The 15579-nt window shown below is 67.2% G+C and carries 10 protein-coding genes; 5 read left to right on the forward strand and 5 right to left on the reverse strand.

Annotation, left to right across the window (positions count from 1 at the left end):
- Positions 1 to 80 precede the first annotated feature (80 nt).
- Complete coding sequence (locus KF737_RS00675) at positions 81 to 2279, forward strand: CoA transferase (RefSeq protein WP_296449155.1); 2199 nt, start codon at positions 81 to 83, stop codon at positions 2277 to 2279.
- 248 nt (positions 2280 to 2527) lie between these two features.
- On the opposite strand, the gene KF737_RS00680 is transcribed toward KF737_RS00675, so the two are convergent.
- Genes KF737_RS00680 through KF737_RS00690 form a run of 3 tightly spaced genes read right to left on the reverse strand, consistent with a single transcriptional unit; the run spans position 2528 to position 5805 of the window.
- A complete protein-coding gene (locus KF737_RS00680) occupies positions 2528 to 2980 on the reverse strand; it encodes a hypothetical protein (protein WP_296449158.1) in 453 nt (150 codons plus the stop codon).
- A gap of 18 nt (positions 2981 to 2998) precedes the next feature.
- The gene (locus KF737_RS00685; RefSeq protein ID WP_296449161.1) at positions 2999 to 4597 is read right to left on the reverse strand and encodes a GMC family oxidoreductase; all 1599 of its coding nucleotides are present in this window, start codon (positions 4595 to 4597) and stop codon (positions 2999 to 3001) included.
- 2 nt (positions 4598 to 4599) lie between these two features.
- The gene (locus KF737_RS00690) at positions 4600 to 5805 is read right to left on the reverse strand and encodes a mandelate racemase/muconate lactonizing enzyme family protein (RefSeq protein WP_296449164.1); all 1206 of its coding nucleotides are present in this window, start codon (positions 5803 to 5805) and stop codon (positions 4600 to 4602) included.
- A 718-nt stretch (positions 5806 to 6523) separates the two neighbouring features.
- Here KF737_RS00690 and KF737_RS00695 point away from each other — a divergent pair.
- From KF737_RS00695 to KF737_RS00705, 3 genes are all read left to right on the forward strand, one after another.
- Positions 6524 to 8884, forward strand: coding sequence for a TonB-dependent receptor (locus KF737_RS00695; RefSeq protein WP_296449167.1), 2361 nt, complete (start codon positions 6524 to 6526; stop codon positions 8882 to 8884).
- Positions 8885 to 8899: 15 nt separating this feature from the next.
- Positions 8900 to 10267 (forward strand): MFS transporter, encoded by a 1368-nt coding sequence (locus tag KF737_RS00700; protein WP_296449170.1) that lies wholly within the window; start codon positions 8900 to 8902, stop codon positions 10265 to 10267.
- A 252-nt stretch (positions 10268 to 10519) separates the two neighbouring features.
- Positions 10520 to 11128, forward strand: coding sequence for a TetR/AcrR family transcriptional regulator (locus tag KF737_RS00705; RefSeq protein WP_296449173.1), 609 nt, complete (start codon positions 10520 to 10522; stop codon positions 11126 to 11128).
- Here the strand turns inward: KF737_RS00705 and KF737_RS00710 are convergent.
- Positions 11107 to 12054, reverse strand: a complete 948-nt coding sequence (locus tag KF737_RS00710) for a TetR/AcrR family transcriptional regulator (protein ID WP_296449176.1) — start codon at positions 12052 to 12054, stop codon at positions 11107 to 11109. The genes KF737_RS00705 and KF737_RS00710 overlap by 22 nt on opposite strands.
- A gap of 427 nt (positions 12055 to 12481) precedes the next feature.
- Positions 12482 to 14770, reverse strand: coding sequence for a TonB-dependent receptor (locus tag KF737_RS00715; protein WP_296449179.1), 2289 nt, complete (start codon positions 14768 to 14770; stop codon positions 12482 to 12484).
- A 372-nt stretch (positions 14771 to 15142) separates the two neighbouring features.
- Here KF737_RS00715 and KF737_RS00720 point away from each other — a divergent pair, with 372 nt between their 5' ends.
- On the forward strand, positions 15143 to 15574 hold the full coding sequence (locus KF737_RS00720; RefSeq protein ID WP_296449182.1) for a hypothetical protein: 432 nt from the start codon (positions 15143 to 15145) through the stop codon (positions 15572 to 15574).
- Positions 15575 to 15579: the final 5 nt, after the last annotated feature.

Consider the following 15579-nt stretch of genomic DNA (forward strand, 5'->3'; position numbering starts at 1 on the left):
GCTCCGAGATTGTGCTGGTAACACATTACCGATATGCATCGGGGTGTAAAGTCCGCAGCATTCCCGGGGGAGGAAAGACCGTGATCGACCGCCTGCTCGAGGGACTGACCGTGGTCGAGGCGTCGCGCGGCGTCGCGACGCGCTATTGCGGCCGGCTCTTCGCGCGGCTGGGGGCGACGGTGGTCCGCATGGCCGGCGGGGACGACACGGTCATCGGCTACGGCGGCGCGGCCGGCGAGGCCTATGGCCGGTGGCTGGACGAGGGGAAGGCGGCGGGCGAACCGTCCTCCGCCGACCTCGTGATCGGCGGACAGGACGCCGGCGACCTCGCGGAGGCGGCCGCCGTGGCGGACCGGCTGGGCGCGGTCCTGCTCGAGCTGACCTGGTTCCATCCCGACGGCCCGTGGGGCGCGTGGCGCGGCGCCGACGAGCTGATCCAGGCCCTGACCGGCGTCGCCTATCCGTTCGGCCCGAAGGAAGGGCCGCCGACCCTGGCCCAAGGACACGGCCCGCAGATCGCGGCGGGCGTCACGGCGTTCAACGCCGCGCTCGGCGCCCTCATGGCCCGCCCCCGGCCGCGGCGGGTGTCGGTGAACGTGTTCGAGGCCTTCATGTGCCTGACGGAGACGGGCGCCGTCTCGGCCCTGATGGAGGGCGGCGGCTCGGTGCGCCTGGGCGTGAACCGCTTCGTGCCAACCTATCCCTGCGCCAGCTACCGGACCGCCGACGGATGGCTGGGCGTCTCCACCCTGACGCCGGCCCAGTGGAAGGGGCTGTGCGGCATGCTGGGCCGGCCCGACCTCGGCGAAGACCCCCGTTTCGCCACGACCGTCGAACGCCTGCTGGCGGCCGACGAGGTCGACGCCTTGCTGGCGCCGCTGTTCCTGGGCCGCACGACCGCCGACTGGGTCGCCCTGTCCGGCGCGGCGCGCGTGCCGGCCACGCCCATGCCCGACCTCTCCGAGCTGCCGCGGGTGGAGCACTGGCGCGCCCGCGGCGCGTTCGGCCCGTTCGGCGACGGCGAGGCGGTCGCCCCGACCCTGCCCTGGCGCATGGTGTCCGGCGGCGCGGCGCCGTCGCTGGATGCGGGGCCGCCCGAGGCGCCGCTGCGCGGCCTGCGCGTGATCGACTTCTCCATGGGCTGGGCCGGGCCGCTCTGCGCCCGCACGCTGGGCGACCTGGGCGCCGACGTGGTCAAGGTCGAGTCCGAGAGCCACCCGGACTGGTGGCGGGGGTGGGAGGCGGACCAGACGGGCGACCCGCCGCCCCGCGAGACCAAGTTCAGCTTCATCTCCATGAACCGCAACAAGCGCGGCGTGGTCCTCGACCTGCTGACGCCGGAGGGCCTCGCCCAGGCGAAGGCGCTGGTGGCCGGCGCCGACGTCGTGGTCGAGAACTTCGCGGCCGGGGTGATGGACAAGCTCGGCCTCGGCGCCGAGGTCCGGCGGGCGCTGAACCCGGGGCTGGTCGCGATCTCGATGCCGGCCTTCGGCGCCGGCGGGCCGCTGTCGGGCATCCGCGCCTACGGCTCGACGGTGGAGCAGGCCTCCGGCCTGCCGTTCGTCAACGGCCGCGACGCGTGGCCGCCGTGCCTCCAGCACGTGGCCTTCGGCGACCCGATCGCCGGCCTCTTCGCCGCCGCCGCCGTGCTCTCGGCCCTGTTCGCGCGCGAGCGCGCCGGCGGGGCCGAGATCGACCTCGCCCAGGTCGCCTGCCTCTTCCAGTTCGCGGCGGACGCCCTGGTGGCCCAGCAGCTCGCCGACCGGCTCCTGCCGCGCACGGGCAACCGCCGCCCCCGCGCGGCGCCGGTCGCCGTCGTCCGCGCAGGCGACGACGATTCATGGTTGGCGGTCGCGGTGGATGGGCCCGCCGCCTGGCGCGCCCTCTGCGGCGTCCTCGGGCGCGGGGACTGGGCGGAGGATCCGGCGCTCTCCGATGCCGAAGCGCGGAACCGGCATGCCGACGCGATCGAGGCGGCGCTGGCGGCCTGGGCCGCGCCGCAGGATCCCGCGGCGGCCGCCGAACGCCTTCAGTCGGCCCGCGTCCCGGCCGCACCCGTGCTTCGCAGCGACGGCCTGGCCTACCTGCCGCAACTCGCCGATCCCGGCTTCTGGCCCGAGATGGAGCGGCGCTACGTGGGCCGACACGTCACGCCGGCCGCACCCTTCGCCTACGACGGCGCCCGCCCCGCGCTGCTCCGGCCGGCGCCGACCCTGGGCGAGCACACGAAGGAGGTGCTCGATGCGCTTGAACGGCAGGGTGGACGAACGACAGGGTGAATGGGCGACAGGGTGAATGAGCGACAGGCGCGAGCCGCCCGGCCTCGGCGCCGCAGTCGGCTGGCCCGACTTGACGCGTCCGTTCCCCGCCGGGCGCCGATCAGCGCCTGACGCCCTTCTCCGAAAGCAGCAAGACCACGCGGCCGCCCCCGACAGGCGGCCGCGTTCGCACGAGGGGTCGTTCGCGGCAGCGCGGCCGGCGCGGGGGGCAGCCGGACGGCGTGAAGACGAGACTGTTCTCAGGGAATCTAGCCGTCGCGGTAGAGGGGAGGGCGCGATCTGACGGGATCAAGCAGCGTCCAATCGCCCTGGGCGATGTCGTTCCCGTGCGGGAATGGGGGATCGGGCGATTTGCCCAGCGAACGAAGGACACGGGGATCGGTGTAGTAGGCTTGCAACACGGCCGTCAGCAGGATGCCGAGCGCGCCAATGCGCTCCTCGACCGCGCGGGCGACGACTTCGCCGAAATCCGCGGCATCCAGCGCCAGGAGCGCTTCAGGAGATCCGTGCGCCCCGGCAAGTGCTCGAAGTTCCGCCGTGAGGGGAGCCTGGAACCTGGAGACCGCCTGCAGGACGCGCTTGAGGATCAATGGATCGTCGGCGGCGGGAATCCCATGATTGCGGCTGGCTGGAATGAGAGATCCGACCATTCGCCGGATGAGCTGGGTCTCGGAGGAATCCTGGATTTCCTGATCCGTCATGTCGATGTCCCGGCGGCCTCAGTCGAACAGGGTCGAGTTCGACAGCCGCGCCTTGATTTCGGAGGCGATGTAGAGGGCGAGCGCCTGGATGGTGGCGGTCGGATTCACGGCTGCGCTCGTCACGAACAGGCTGCCATCGATGATGAAGAGGTTCTTCACGTCGTGGCTGCGTCCCCATGCGTTCACGACGGAGTTCGCCAGCGAGGCGCCCATCCGCGCGGTCCCCATCAGGTGGAAGCCGGCCGCCCGCGCCGGGCCCATCTGGCGCAGGAGCCGGACGGCTCCTGCCGCGGCGGCGAGCTCTCGCCCGCGGTCCAGGGCGAAATCCATCATCCGGCGACTGTTCTCGCTCAGGGTGTAGTGGATCCTGGCGCCGGGTATCCCGTCGGCGTCCGTCTGCTCGGGGTCGAGGGTCACCTCGTTGCAGGGCTCGGGGAGGTCTTCGCAAACCGCGACGATACTGACGGTGCGGTCGATCAATTCCCGGTAGGCGTCATGATGCTGCGCGCCCCACGGGAGCGCGCCGGCCTGGAGGGCTACGAGCGCGGAGGCGGCAGGGCCGTACCCCCTCTGCATTTCGAAGGAGAACCCGCGGACGAAACCCCGGCTGAGGTCGGTTTCGTAGAACTGGTGGCTGGCGATGCCCTTGTACGGTCCCCGGTTTCCGTCGAGCGCGTGGTCCAGCACGGCGTCGACAACGCCGTAAGGGTGGAACATGAGGTTCTTCCCGACCAGCCCGCTGGAGTTGGCGAGCCCGTCCGGGAAGCGGGGGGACACAGAGTTCAGCAGCAGGCGCGGCGTGCCGATCCCGTTGCAGGCGACGACAACGATGTGCGCCGCGATCCGCCGCACGGCGCCGCCGGGCTCGTGGTAGATGGCGCCCGAGGCCATCCCGTGGTCGTCGACGGTGATCTCGCGGACGCGGCGCCCCGGCCTGAGTTCGACGCCGGCGCGGATAGCCGCCGGCCAGTAGGTCAGGTCAACGCTCGCCTTCGCGCCCTGCGCGCAGCCCAGCCCGCAGGCGCCGAGGTTGATGCATCTGGCCCTGCCGTCGTACTCGACCGTGTTGATCGCGCAGTCGGATGGCCACCAGTGCCAGCCCAGGGCGTTGTATCCCCGCGCGAGGGCGGCGCCTGACTTGCCGAGCGGGAGGGGCGGCATGACCGGTTGCTTGGGGGGATACGCCGGGTCGCCCGCCAGGCCCGACACACCCATCATCCGCTCGTTCAGCTCGTAGAAGGGCTCCAGCGTCGCGTAGCTGATCGGCCAATCGTCGGCCACGCCGTCCAGCGTCCGCACCCGGAAGTCCGACGGGTGGAATCTGGGGAAGTGGCCGGCGTAGAGTATGGTCGCGCCGCCCACGGCGTTGAAATTGGCCGGCGCGATCTCGGAGCGCCTGGCGTCTATCGGGTAGTCCGCCGGGCCTTGCCTGACGTTCGGGTCGTTGCTGAAGTCGGGCCGGGCTTCCCACGCCGGGCTTGCGATAGGGTAGGTCTTGTGATCGACCCAGTCGCCCTGCTCCAGGCAGACGATATGCATCCTGGTCTCGGCCATCGCCCACGCGAAGGCGGCGGCCGACGCGCCCGCGCCGACAATCAGAACATCGACCTGCTCCATGACTACGGCCTCGCGTCGTCGGATTGCCAGCGATGCCGTTCGAGGCTGGCCTCGTTCAGGTTGAGACCGATCCCCGGTCGGTCGGAGACGAGGAAGTGGCCGTCCTCCCAGGCGAAGGGTTCCTCTATGATCTCATCGAAGAATTCGTCGGACTGCCCGATGCTCTCCTGGATCAGGAAGTTGGGGACGTTCGCGTCGATCTGGAGCGCGGCCGCCGTGATTATCGGGCCGCCCCATACGTGGGGCGCCATCAGCACATAGTTGGCCTCCGCCAGAGTGGCGATCTTCTTCGTCGCTGTGATGCCCCCAGCGCTCCCGAGGTCGGGCTGAGCGACCGCGCAGGCGCCCTCCGCGAACAGGAGCTGGAATTCGTATGGGGTGACGAGACGCTCGCCCGTGGCGATGGGGATGGTCGTCGATCGCGCGACCCGGCCCATCTCCTTGTAGTTCTCGGGCGGACAGGGTTCTTCGAGCCAGAGGGGGTCGTATTCCTCCAGGCGCGCGGCAAGGCGGATGGCTGCGGCCGGGGTGATCTGACCGTGGGTGCCGATCAGGATGTCGGCCCTGTCCCCGATGGCGTCTCGTATCGCGCCGACAGCACGCGCCGCATGACCCAGTTCGGCCTGAGAAAGGTCCCACGGCTTGTAGATCCGTTGGGCGCTCTTGTTCTGGATGAGCGGGTCGAACTTCAGTCCGGTGAAGCCGCGGTTGACCCATTCGAGCGCAAGCTCGGCAAGGCGGCCGGGATCTCCCGTCCAGGCCGTCGCCGTGGCCGCCAGGGTGTCGGATGGGCGTGTATCGTAGATGTAGGTGTAGCTGCGGATCCGATCGCGGACCTTGCCGCCAAGAAGATTATAGACCGGGGTCTTGTAATATTTTCCCGCGATGTCCCATAGGGCGGTGTCGAAGGCGCTGATGACTCCAAGCATGACGTAGTCGGGATGTAGATACGTCAGGCCCGAGTACAGCTTATGATAGAGATATTCACGATCCAGCGCATCCTCTCCCCTGAGGTAGGTCGCGTAGATGTTGTTGACGAGTTCCTGATATCCTCCTGCCAGCCCGTTCAAAGTGCTCAGGATCGCGGTCTCGCCCCAGCCCTCGAGCCCGTCGTCCGTCTCCAGCTTCACGAAATGCCAGTAGCGCCCCCCTTTGTGGGGCGGGGCCGTCTCGACCACGAAGCATCTCACGTTCGACAGCTTGGGCATCTTCCTGGTTCTCCGCCTCGTCGGTCTTTCAGTTCAGCAGGTGTGCTTCGCCGCCCCGGCGGGGCCGGGAGAGGCGAAGGAGGTGGGCCATGTCCGCGGTTCCACGTTTGGCCGAGCGGCCCGGTCGCGGCGGCTGGCCGGCGTCGCCCGTTCCGGCCAGCCGCCGCTCCCGCGCCAGCGTCCGGTTCGTCGGCGATGCATGGATCTGAGGCGTGCCGTCGCACGCGCTCGGCGGCCAGTGATCTCCTCCCTCGATTGCCGTCAGTTCTGATAGCTATTAGGGAGATAGTCAAGACATAGCGGCGCTCCCTTGGTTGCGCCGGCCTTGGGCTCGCCGGGCCCCGGAGTTCGGCGGCCCTGCGCATGCCTCGAAGCCCCGATTCGCTCTGCGTAGGTCCTCGGCCACGTGGGGTCGGCTGGCATCCGATATATTGACCAATAGTCATATATTGTCGGAATCTGGGCCATCGCGCCAAGGCTTCGGCGCTTGCCGGATATGCGGTTGAACGCCTCCTGAAGGAAAATATCGAGTTCTGTCGAGGACTCATTCCGCTGGTTCCATCTTGACACGAAGCCTAGTTACCCTCGTTTATAATGACTATCGCACCGATAGTGGAGCGACCACGGACTTGGGCGGCGACGGCCGGCTCATCGGCTTTCGCTTGCGTCCGGAGGAAAAACAGACGCCGGCACGCCGGCGTTTCAGGGGAGGGTCAACATGCTCTTGGATGCACGGAACTCGCTGGCGCGAGCCTGGCGCGGCGGAACTCGATCGAAGAGACTTCTTCTAGGCGCTGCGATTTCGGCTCTATCGGCGCCAGCGTTCGCTAGCGAGGCGACCGGTCCGGGACAGATCGAGGAGCTCGTCGTCACGGCGCAGAAGCGCGCCGAGAATGTCCAGGACGTGCCGCTCGCCATCACGGCGGTCCGCGGCGACGTCGTGCGCGACATGAACATCACCGACGTGAAGCAGCTGACCCGGATCGATCCCAGCCTGCGATTCAAGCAGACCGTCAGCAACGGGTTCTCGCAGTTCCTCATCCGAGGCGTCGGCACCAGCGTGTTCACCGTCGGCGTGGACCAGAGCGTCGGGACCGTGATCGACGGGGTCACGATCGCCGATACGGGCAGCATCAGCACGCTGGCGGACGTCGAGCGCATCGAAGTCCTGCGCGGGCCGCAGGGGATGCTGTTCGGCAAGAATGCTTCGGCGGGCGTCGTCAGCATCGTCACGAAGCGGCCTGTGATCGGGGAGACCAGCGGCTCCGCCCATGTCGAGTATGGGGCGATGGACACCCGCGTCCTGCAGTTCGTCGAGAACATCGCGCTGGGGGACAAGGCTGCGGTCCGGTTGGTGCAGACCTACAACCATCGGGACGGCTCCATGCGGAACGTCCTCACAGGGCAGAAGATAGATCCGCAGGACGTCGTCACCCTGGCCGCGAAGTTCCAGTGGAACGGCGAGCGGCTCGGGGTCTTCGCCAGCGCCGACTACACCGTCAGCGACGACTTCTGCTGTGCGCAGGCGTGGCGGCAGGCTCCCGCCGGATATCCCCCCGCGCTCGATGCGGCGAGGTACGGCTTCACCATCGGCCCGAAGAACCGCGTGAACAGCGCCGGGGGTCAGTCCTTTGGCAATGCGGACACCTACGGCGGATCGCTGCAACTGGAATATGACCTCGGCGGCGGCTATTCGCTGACCTCGATCACCGCGGCCCGCTCCTCATACCGTTTCACGTCGTACGACGGGGACCTGGCGAGCGCGAACTATGTCGACGCGCAGCAGAACATCCCCAGAGTTCGCCAGCTCAGCCAGGAGCTGCGGATCGCCTCGCCCACGGGCGGCGCGCTCGACTACGTGGCCGGGCTCTACCTCTATGCGCAGGAAGCGCGCCTCACGGTGCGCCAGGTTGGCCGTCTCGAGTGGGCGAACCCTGGATCGAGCGGGCAGATCTTCCAGGTGGTGCCCATCGCGCCCGGCGATCAGTTCGATGCAAGGCGGCACACGAAGACCGAATCCAGGAGCGTCGCGGCCTTCTCGCAGGTGAACTACCAGGTCACCCCTCAGCTCCGCCTGCTAGCGGGCGCGCGCATCACCTACGACGACCTCGACTTCGACTACTACCTCGACAACACGCCCGGCTTCCGGCTGCTTCCGGGATCGGTGGTGCTCAGGTTCGCGCAATCGACGGACAACACGAACCTCTCGTATCGGCTGGGCGCGCAGTACGACGTCACCCCCGACGTAATGGTCTATGCCTCTGTGGCCAGGGGCTACAAGGGGCCGGGCTTCAGCGGCTACACCGTCACCTCGCCGACCGCGGACGAACGCGTCCGCCCGGAAATACCCACGAGCTATGAGATCGGCATGAAGTCGGCGTTCTTCGACCGCCGGGTGCTCTTCAACTTCAATCTCTTCAAGGCCGACATCAAGGACTTCCAGGCCCAGGTATCGGACCTGTCGAACCCCACGTACAGCGCCAAGGTCCTGAACGCGGCGAACCTTTCCACCAAGGGCGTGGAGGCGAGCCTCGTCCTTCGGCTGACCGAGACTCTGCGGGTCGCGGCGAACGGCGCATACACCGATGCGCACTATGAGAATTTCCCAGGCGTCGCGTGCTACTTTGGACAGCCGAAGGTGGCGCAGGGTGGTCCCTGTGTCGCGCCGCCCTCGAATCCCGCCTCCCTGGACGGCGTGTTCAATGCCGATGGGCTGCCACTGGCGGGCACGCCGAAGTACGCCTACCAGATCAACGCCTCCTACGAGCGCCCGATCGGGAACGGGCTGAGCGGCTACGCCCGGCTGAACTGGGACTGGCAGGACGATGTGAACTACAGCCCCAATGGTGACCCGGGCACGATCCAGAAGGCGTTCGGTGTCCTGGGCGGCAGCATCGGCATCCAGGCTGAGGACGGCGCCTGGCGGCTCGGGCTGTGGGCGGTGAACCTCCTGGACAAGCGTTGGGCGCCGCAGATCTCGGCTTCTCCGGTGACTTCGCTGAATCCGGGCGGCTACAGCCACTACTGGGCCCCGGACTCCTTCCGGCGATACGGCGTGTCGCTCGACGCGCGCTTCTGAGTTCGAAGCGCAGTCATGAGCGGTCCGGCGAGCCCGGCGGCGCCTCCGATGCCATCGGCAGGCGCCGGCTACCCCCTTGGTCAAGCCTATGCATGGTACGTCGTCCTCGTCTTTGCGTTGGCGTACACCTGCTCGTTTCTCGACCGCCAGATCCTGAGCCTGCTGGTGGAGCCCATCAAACGGGACCTCCATCTCAGCGACACCCAGATCAGTCTCCTGCAGGGCCTTGCCTTCGCGCTCTGCAACGCCCTGGCCGGGCTGCCCCTGGGGTATCTGGTGGACACGAGGCGGCGGATGCCGATCATCGGGGTGGGGATCGCCTTCTGGAGCCTTGCGACATCGGCCTGCGCGGTGGCCCGGTCCTTCGCCGGACTGCTGGTTCTCAGGATGGGCGTCGGCATGGGAGAGGCCACGCTGACGCCTGCCGCGAATTCGGTGATCGGCGACCTCTTCCCGCCCAGCAAGGTCGGGCTTCCCCTCGCCATCTACAGCCTTGGCGTCTTCGCCGGCGGCGGGCTGGCGTTGATCCTGGGCGGCGCCCTGATCGGCTGGCTGGAGTCGCTTCCGAGAGTCCTGCTGCCGGTCGTCGGCGAACTCCGACCCTGGCAAGCCGTGTTCGCGGTCCTGGCGTTTCCCGGGCTGTTGCTGGCGGTCTGGGTCTTCACGCTTCGCGAGCCGCCCCGCGGCGCGGCCGCAGACTTCGACGGGCCTCACCTGACAGTCGCCTTGCGCTACATGGCCGACCACCGCTGGACGTTCCTCTGGCTGAACCTGAGCTTCGGGGTCCTCGCCATGGTGGGTTACGGCATGGCCGCATGGGCGCCGACGTTCTTCATTCGGGCGCATGGCTGGACCGCGGGGCAGATCGGTCACGCCTATGGGCTGATCTTCATGCTGGGCGGCGCGGGCGGCGTGGTGAGCGGCGGCATGCTGGGGGACGTTCTCCAGCGGCGGGGATTGCGCAATCCCCGCCTGACGGTCGTGGCGGTCGCCACGGCGGCTGCGGCGCCCTTCGTGATCGCCTTCCCGGTCGTGCGGACCGCGGACACAGGGCTCGTCCTGCTGGCCGGCGCCGTCTATTTTTCGACCTTCGTGAACGGCCTCTCGCCCGCCCTCCTTCAGCAGATGGTGCCCAACCAGATGCGGGGCCTGACCGTATCGTTGTCCCTGCTCGCCCAGAACCTGCTGGGCCTTGGGCTCGGGCCCACGCTCGTGGCCCTCTCCACCGACTACCTATTCCGCGACGAGAGCCGGCTGGGCCTGTCCCTGTCGGTGGTGACGGGCGTGCTGCTCCTCACGGCGCTGCTCTTGCTTCGACTGGCTTACGGTCCCTACCTCGCCACGCGTACGAGCATCGAAGGCCGGTTCGCGAGAGCTGGATAGGGTGACGTGATGCTGTGCGCCCGAAGTCCGGGCATCCTTCGCGCGCCTGCGATGCCCCCGGTGTGGCGGCGGGAGGGCGATGGCGACGGAGCGCGGCGGTCCCGGCCTGGTTGGCGGCGCGCCCTCGCGCTTCGTATGCTGAGACAGGACGCCCCGAAGGCTTCATCGACCCGCCAGCAGAAGCTGTGTACTTCGGGCGTACATACCTTAGATGCGCCGCCCCGCATGATGTCGAACGAGCAAAGCCCTGGCATGACGCCGGAGACCCGAAAGCCTCGAACCCGTCTCTCCGCGGAAGCACGACGGGCCCGTTTGCTCGTCTCGGCGGCGAAGATCGTGGTGGACCAGGGTTTCTTCCCCGTCTCGATGGAAGGCATCGCGCGTGACTGCGGCGTCAGCAAGGGCCTGGTCTATGCTCATTTCCCGACTCAGGAATCGCTCGCCAACGGCCTGCTCGGCGCGCACCTCACGCAAATCGAACCGGCGCTGGCTGAGGCCGGCAATCGCCGCGATCTGCTGAACGCCGCTCTTGCCGCGGCGGACGCCTACTTCGACCACATCGCCGGGAACGGGCTGCTGCTGAACATCCTGATCGGGTCCTCCCACGCGTTGGGCAGGCTGGACACGAAGGTCCTGCGGCAGCGCGACAGGCTTGTGTTGCCGTTGCTGCGGCGGGCCAGGCGTGAGTTGGGACTGACCACACGCGAGACCCTGGCGGCCTTCAACCTCATCCTCGCCATTCCTGAAGAGGCAGGACGGCTCGCCTTCACCGGGCGGATGGCTCCGGCCGCGGCCCGCGGCCTCATGCGCTTGCTGGTGAAGAGCGCGATCGACAGCATTCAGCCGAGTCGCGCGCTCTGATCGGGCCTGGGCTCGGCTTCCGCATTCCTGACAAGGTCCTCGATGGCCCCCAAGATGATGGCCAGCGACATCCGCTCGGCCTCGATAAGGGAGATCTTTCCCATGGTCAGGACCTTGCCTGTCCGCAGCGACAGGTTCGTCAGGATCAGGCCGGCGTTGAACGCGAGTTCCTTCTCGACGCCAAGCTCTTCGAGTTGCGCCGCTGTCGCATAGTTTCCCAGGATTCGCTGGTCGTGATGCTCGGATCTCAGGCCCCGTCGCACATCGGGATGCGCCAGCAGCAATTGCAGCAACGGGCCTCTGGAGGCCACTTGGTGCAGGTAGCTCACGGTGGCCAGAGTGAGGCGCGACCATGGATCCCGCCCGAGGCGGATATCCGCCTGCTGGATGGTGTTCATCTCGTTGAGCTCTTGCCTGGCGATATGGACGAGAAGCTCAGCCTGGCTCTTGAAATAATTGTAGATATGGCCCTCGCTCAGGCCGATCTCGCGCGCAATGCGTTTCATGGTCGCGGCGTGAAGTCCGTCTTCCACGATTATGCCGATAGCGGCTTCGGATATTTGGCTCCGCCTGGCGTCGACGGAGAGGCGCGTGCGGGTCCGCCGTGATCCGGATCGCCCTTCCGCCGGGATGACGATCTCCTCGGACATGCCTTCCGGCGCGTCGAGCAGCGGCCTGCGGGTTTCCGAACGGCCAGCCCTGACCTTGGACCAGTACCGACCGGACGGGTAGGGGATGAGCATTCGGTCGCAGATCTTCGCCAAGGCGCCGCTGGTGATCCCCAGGGATCTGGCGTTGACGCCCAGCGGCTGACGCCAGACCAGTTCATACAGATCGCGACGGGAGATCGTCCGATCGCGCGCGCCCTTCGGCGTGTCGTCGACTGGCTCTGGGGACCTGACGGAGATGTGCCACTCCTCACACACGATCTGGAGGCTGTTATGAACTCGGGAATGGGATCAGCCTAGCGGGCCTTTATGGTTCGCAAACCTTATCCTTCGGACGTTTCCGATGACGAGCGGGCGTTCGTGGCCCCGTAACTGGCGCAGTTGGCTCGGATACGATTATCCCACCTCTCCCTCCGCCCCCGAGAGCCGGGCCGCCTGCTCCCGGAGGCCATCGCTCACGTCGCGAAGAGCCTGGTGAGCGCCGACAACAGCGTCATGCTGGGTCAGGTGGTGTTCGTCGATGGCGGCGCTGAGGTGCTGAGAAGGCCTGACCTGATCTGACAGGCGCAGACTGACGCCAGGTGGCGTTGCCGGCGCGGCGGCGGAGGTGTGAGGCGCATTCGAAAGAACAGGTGAACTCGGCTGGCCGACGCTCCGCGATGCGGCGAAGCGCCGGCGAGTCGGGTCAGAAGTTCTTCCGGACCGTCACACCATACGTCCGTGGATCCCCGAGGAAGGCGCCGAGGTTCCCGAATTGCGAGGGCAGGATGCGACGGGTGTAGTCCTTGTCGAAGAGATTGCGGGCCCAGAGGTCCGCACGCCAGGAATTGTCGGGCCCCACGACGCTGACGCGTGCGTTCACGAGCGTGTAGCCCTTCTGGATGCGCAGGACGTCCGTCGACCCATTGGTGAACTGGTCGGAGACGTAGCGGGCGTCGGCATGGGCGAAGCCGCGCAACCCGGTCTCGCCGATCGGGAACGAGTAGCTCGCGGAGCTCACCCAGGTCCAGGTCGGCGCCGACTCCATGCGCCGGCCGGCGAAGGTCCGGTTGCCGGCGTCCTGGGTGTAGTGGACGTCGTTGTAGGTCACCGCCTGCTGGAGCTTGAGGTCGTCCGTGACTTGCCAGGACGCCTCCACCTCGGCGCCGGAGCTCTTCACTTCCGCGAGGCGCCGCACGATGAAGGCGAGGTCGACACGCTCGATCAGCTGAAACCCCTTGATCGACTGGTCGAAGATCGCGGCGTTCACGGAGAGGCGGCGGTCGAAGAACTCGCCCTTCAGGCCAGCTTCGTAGGCGTCCGTCGTTTCGTCGCCGAAGGAGAGGTCCGACCCCTTCGGGTTCGCCGGGGTGGTGAAGCCATATCGGTCCAGGTTGTAGCCGCCCGACTTGTATCCGCGCGAATACGACAAGTAGCCCTTGAGCGTGTCCGAGAATGCGTAGTCGGCGACCGCCGTGCCCGAAAGCGCGCGCTCCGTGCGGCTGTCCCTCGCGGGGCCGGCGGTGGTGTTCACGCGCGAGTCGAAGAAGAAGCTGCAGAAGACGGAGATGCCTCGGGCGTCGTTCAGGCGGACCGAGGCGTCGCACGCCGGGTTCTGCGCGATGGAGATGAGCGAGACCGACTTCTCGTTGATCGTGTAGCGCAGCCCGCCGGTCAGGCTCAGCCGATCGGTCACCTTCAGCGTGTTGTGCGTGAAGAGGGCATAGGTTTCACCCTTCTGCTTGGCGATGGAGCGCGCGTAGTCGTTCGGCCTCCAAAGGGCGGCGATCCCCGGGGCGAAGGCTGCGGCGCCGCCGTTGTAGTCCACGAACCCGCGGTCCATGGCGTAGGTGAAGTCCTGGTCGATGACCTGGTTCGCGTACCAGGCGCCGACGAGCCAATCCAGGCGGTCGGTCTTGCCCTGGAGTCGGGTCTCCTGCGTGTATTCGGTCAGGCCCATCTTCAGGCCATCCGTCGGGATGTAGGCCAGCGGCACGCCGTTGTGGTCGAAGTCCTGTGCGCGCCACGCCCGCCATTGGCGATAGGCGCTGACCGAGACCAGGTCCGCCCATCCGAGGTTCCAGTTGACCTCGGTGGAGAGTCCCCCGTCCTTGACGTCCTCCTGGTTCTCCCGGCCAGGCGTCAGCCCCTGCAGCCGGTCGAACGGGTCCTTGCTCGGATAGGCTGTCAAACCGTAGGTCTGTGCGAAGGCCTCGACCCGCGGCGTGTTGGCGTTGGGGAGATAGAAGATGGACGTGCAGCAGCTCTCGTTGCGCTGGGTGTAGTCCGCGATCACGTCGATCCGCAGGTCTTCGCTGGGGCGGAACCTCAGGCGGCCGCGGATGAAGTTGCGGTCCTGGTTGTTGAGGCCCCGCTTGTTGTTCACGTCGTAAATGAAACCGTCGCGCCGCTGCGTGATCGCTTCGAGCCTCCCCGAGATCGTCTTGGTGATCGGGCCGCTGACGGCCGCGGCGATGCGGCGGTAATCGTAGTTGCCGACGGCGCCTTCCAGGTAGCCGCTCACAGACTCCTCGTCCGGAGACGCCGTGACGATATTGATCAGGCCGGCCGACGTGTTGGGGCCGTAGAGGGTGCCCTGGGGACCGCGCAGCACCTCGATCCGCTCGACGTCGCCGAGCTCGGTCAAGGCCGAGCCGACGCGCGCCCTTGCGACCCCGTCGATAACAATGCCGACGGAAGATTCGAGCCCGATGTTTGTCGAGATCGTCCCGATGCCGCGGACCCGCAGGCTGCTGTCTGAGTCGCCCCCCGGGGTCTGCGCATTCAGGCTGGGCGCCAGCGCAATCAGGTCACGAACGTCACGAACGCCGGAGGCCTTGAGGTCCGCGCCGCCGATGGACGTCACCGCCAGGGGAACATCGATGAGACGTTGCTCGCGCTTCGTCGCCGTGACGATCAATTCCTCAAGTTGGACGTTGCCGTCCTCGGCCGCCGCTGCTGCGGCGCTCCCGCCCATCGCAAGCGCGAAAGCCACACCCGAGCTGCAGAGCAGCTGCGCCCCTCTATTCACGTCTTCCTCCACCGTTAAACCGGCATTTTTCGGTCCGCATCCCCGCGCGCTCCCGCTTCGACGATCGAACTCTATTAGCTTCTATAATCAGACTCACATGCGGATGCAACGCGCATCAGCCTCTATCGCGATGCTCTCGCACGTGCTCGCGCAGGACGTGCCCCCACGCACTCATTCAATGATAAGACTCTCTCTCGTCGTCACTGGCCGGCGTCGTGCAAATGGTCTGTCCCCACGCATGGCTAGCCCCAGAACGAGGACTTGAACTTCAATTATCATATTGACTTGTGCGGGGTATGAGATGAGGTGACCCGGCAACGAACCGAGGATTTCAGAATGCAGTATGAGTTTGGCAGTACGGAATGGCTCGCGGCGCTTCACGGAATCATCGCGGAGCGGACGGCGGCGCTTTCACCCGGCAATCCGAAACTGTGGATGTCGACGTGCGAGGTCTTCTACAACGCCCCGGCCCACCTGGCCGGTCCTGACGGCAAGATCTCCTGGAGCTGCGTGATCGCGGACGGCAAGGCCGATTTCCAGCGTAAGGAGCGCGACGACGTTCGCTACAAGGTTCTCTGCGACTACAACGCCGTGCTCCCCATGGCGCAATACGACACGCTCGACGACGCTGATCGTCAGGTCGTGCTGCAGCAGATGGTGAAGGAGCTCCTGGACAGCGGGAACATGTCGCGTCCCTTGGGCGCGCGCTCGGCCGACCCGGACCACTTCCCCAAGCTGCACGACGCGATCGCCAAGCTCACGATCTGACGCCG

This window comes from Phenylobacterium sp., from assembly GCF_019636135.1.
In the GTDB taxonomy this organism is placed as follows: domain Bacteria; phylum Pseudomonadota; class Alphaproteobacteria; order Caulobacterales; family Caulobacteraceae; genus Phenylobacterium.

Bases quoted from the DNA above. Each gene is read 5' to 3' on its own strand.
- KF737_RS00680 (WP_296449158.1), bottom strand. From the start codon at position 2,980: ATGACGGATCAGGAAATCCAGGATTCCTCCGAGACCCAGCTCATCCGG.
- KF737_RS00700 (WP_296449170.1), top strand. From the start codon at position 8,900: ATGAGCGGTCCGGCGAGCCCGGCGGCGCCTCCGATGCCATCGGCAGGC.
- KF737_RS00705 (WP_296449173.1), top strand. From the start codon at position 10,520: ATGACGCCGGAGACCCGAAAGCCTCGAACCCGTCTCTCCGCGGAAGCA.
- KF737_RS00690 (WP_296449164.1), bottom strand. From the start codon at position 5,805: ATGCCCAAGCTGTCGAACGTGAGATGCTTCGTGGTCGAGACGGCCCCG.
- KF737_RS00720 (WP_296449182.1), top strand. From the start codon at position 15,143: ATGCAGTATGAGTTTGGCAGTACGGAATGGCTCGCGGCGCTTCACGGA.
- KF737_RS00695 (WP_296449167.1), top strand. From the start codon at position 6,524: ATGCTCTTGGATGCACGGAACTCGCTGGCGCGAGCCTGGCGCGGCGGA.
- KF737_RS00685 (WP_296449161.1), bottom strand. From the start codon at position 4,597: ATGGAGCAGGTCGATGTTCTGATTGTCGGCGCGGGCGCGTCGGCCGCC.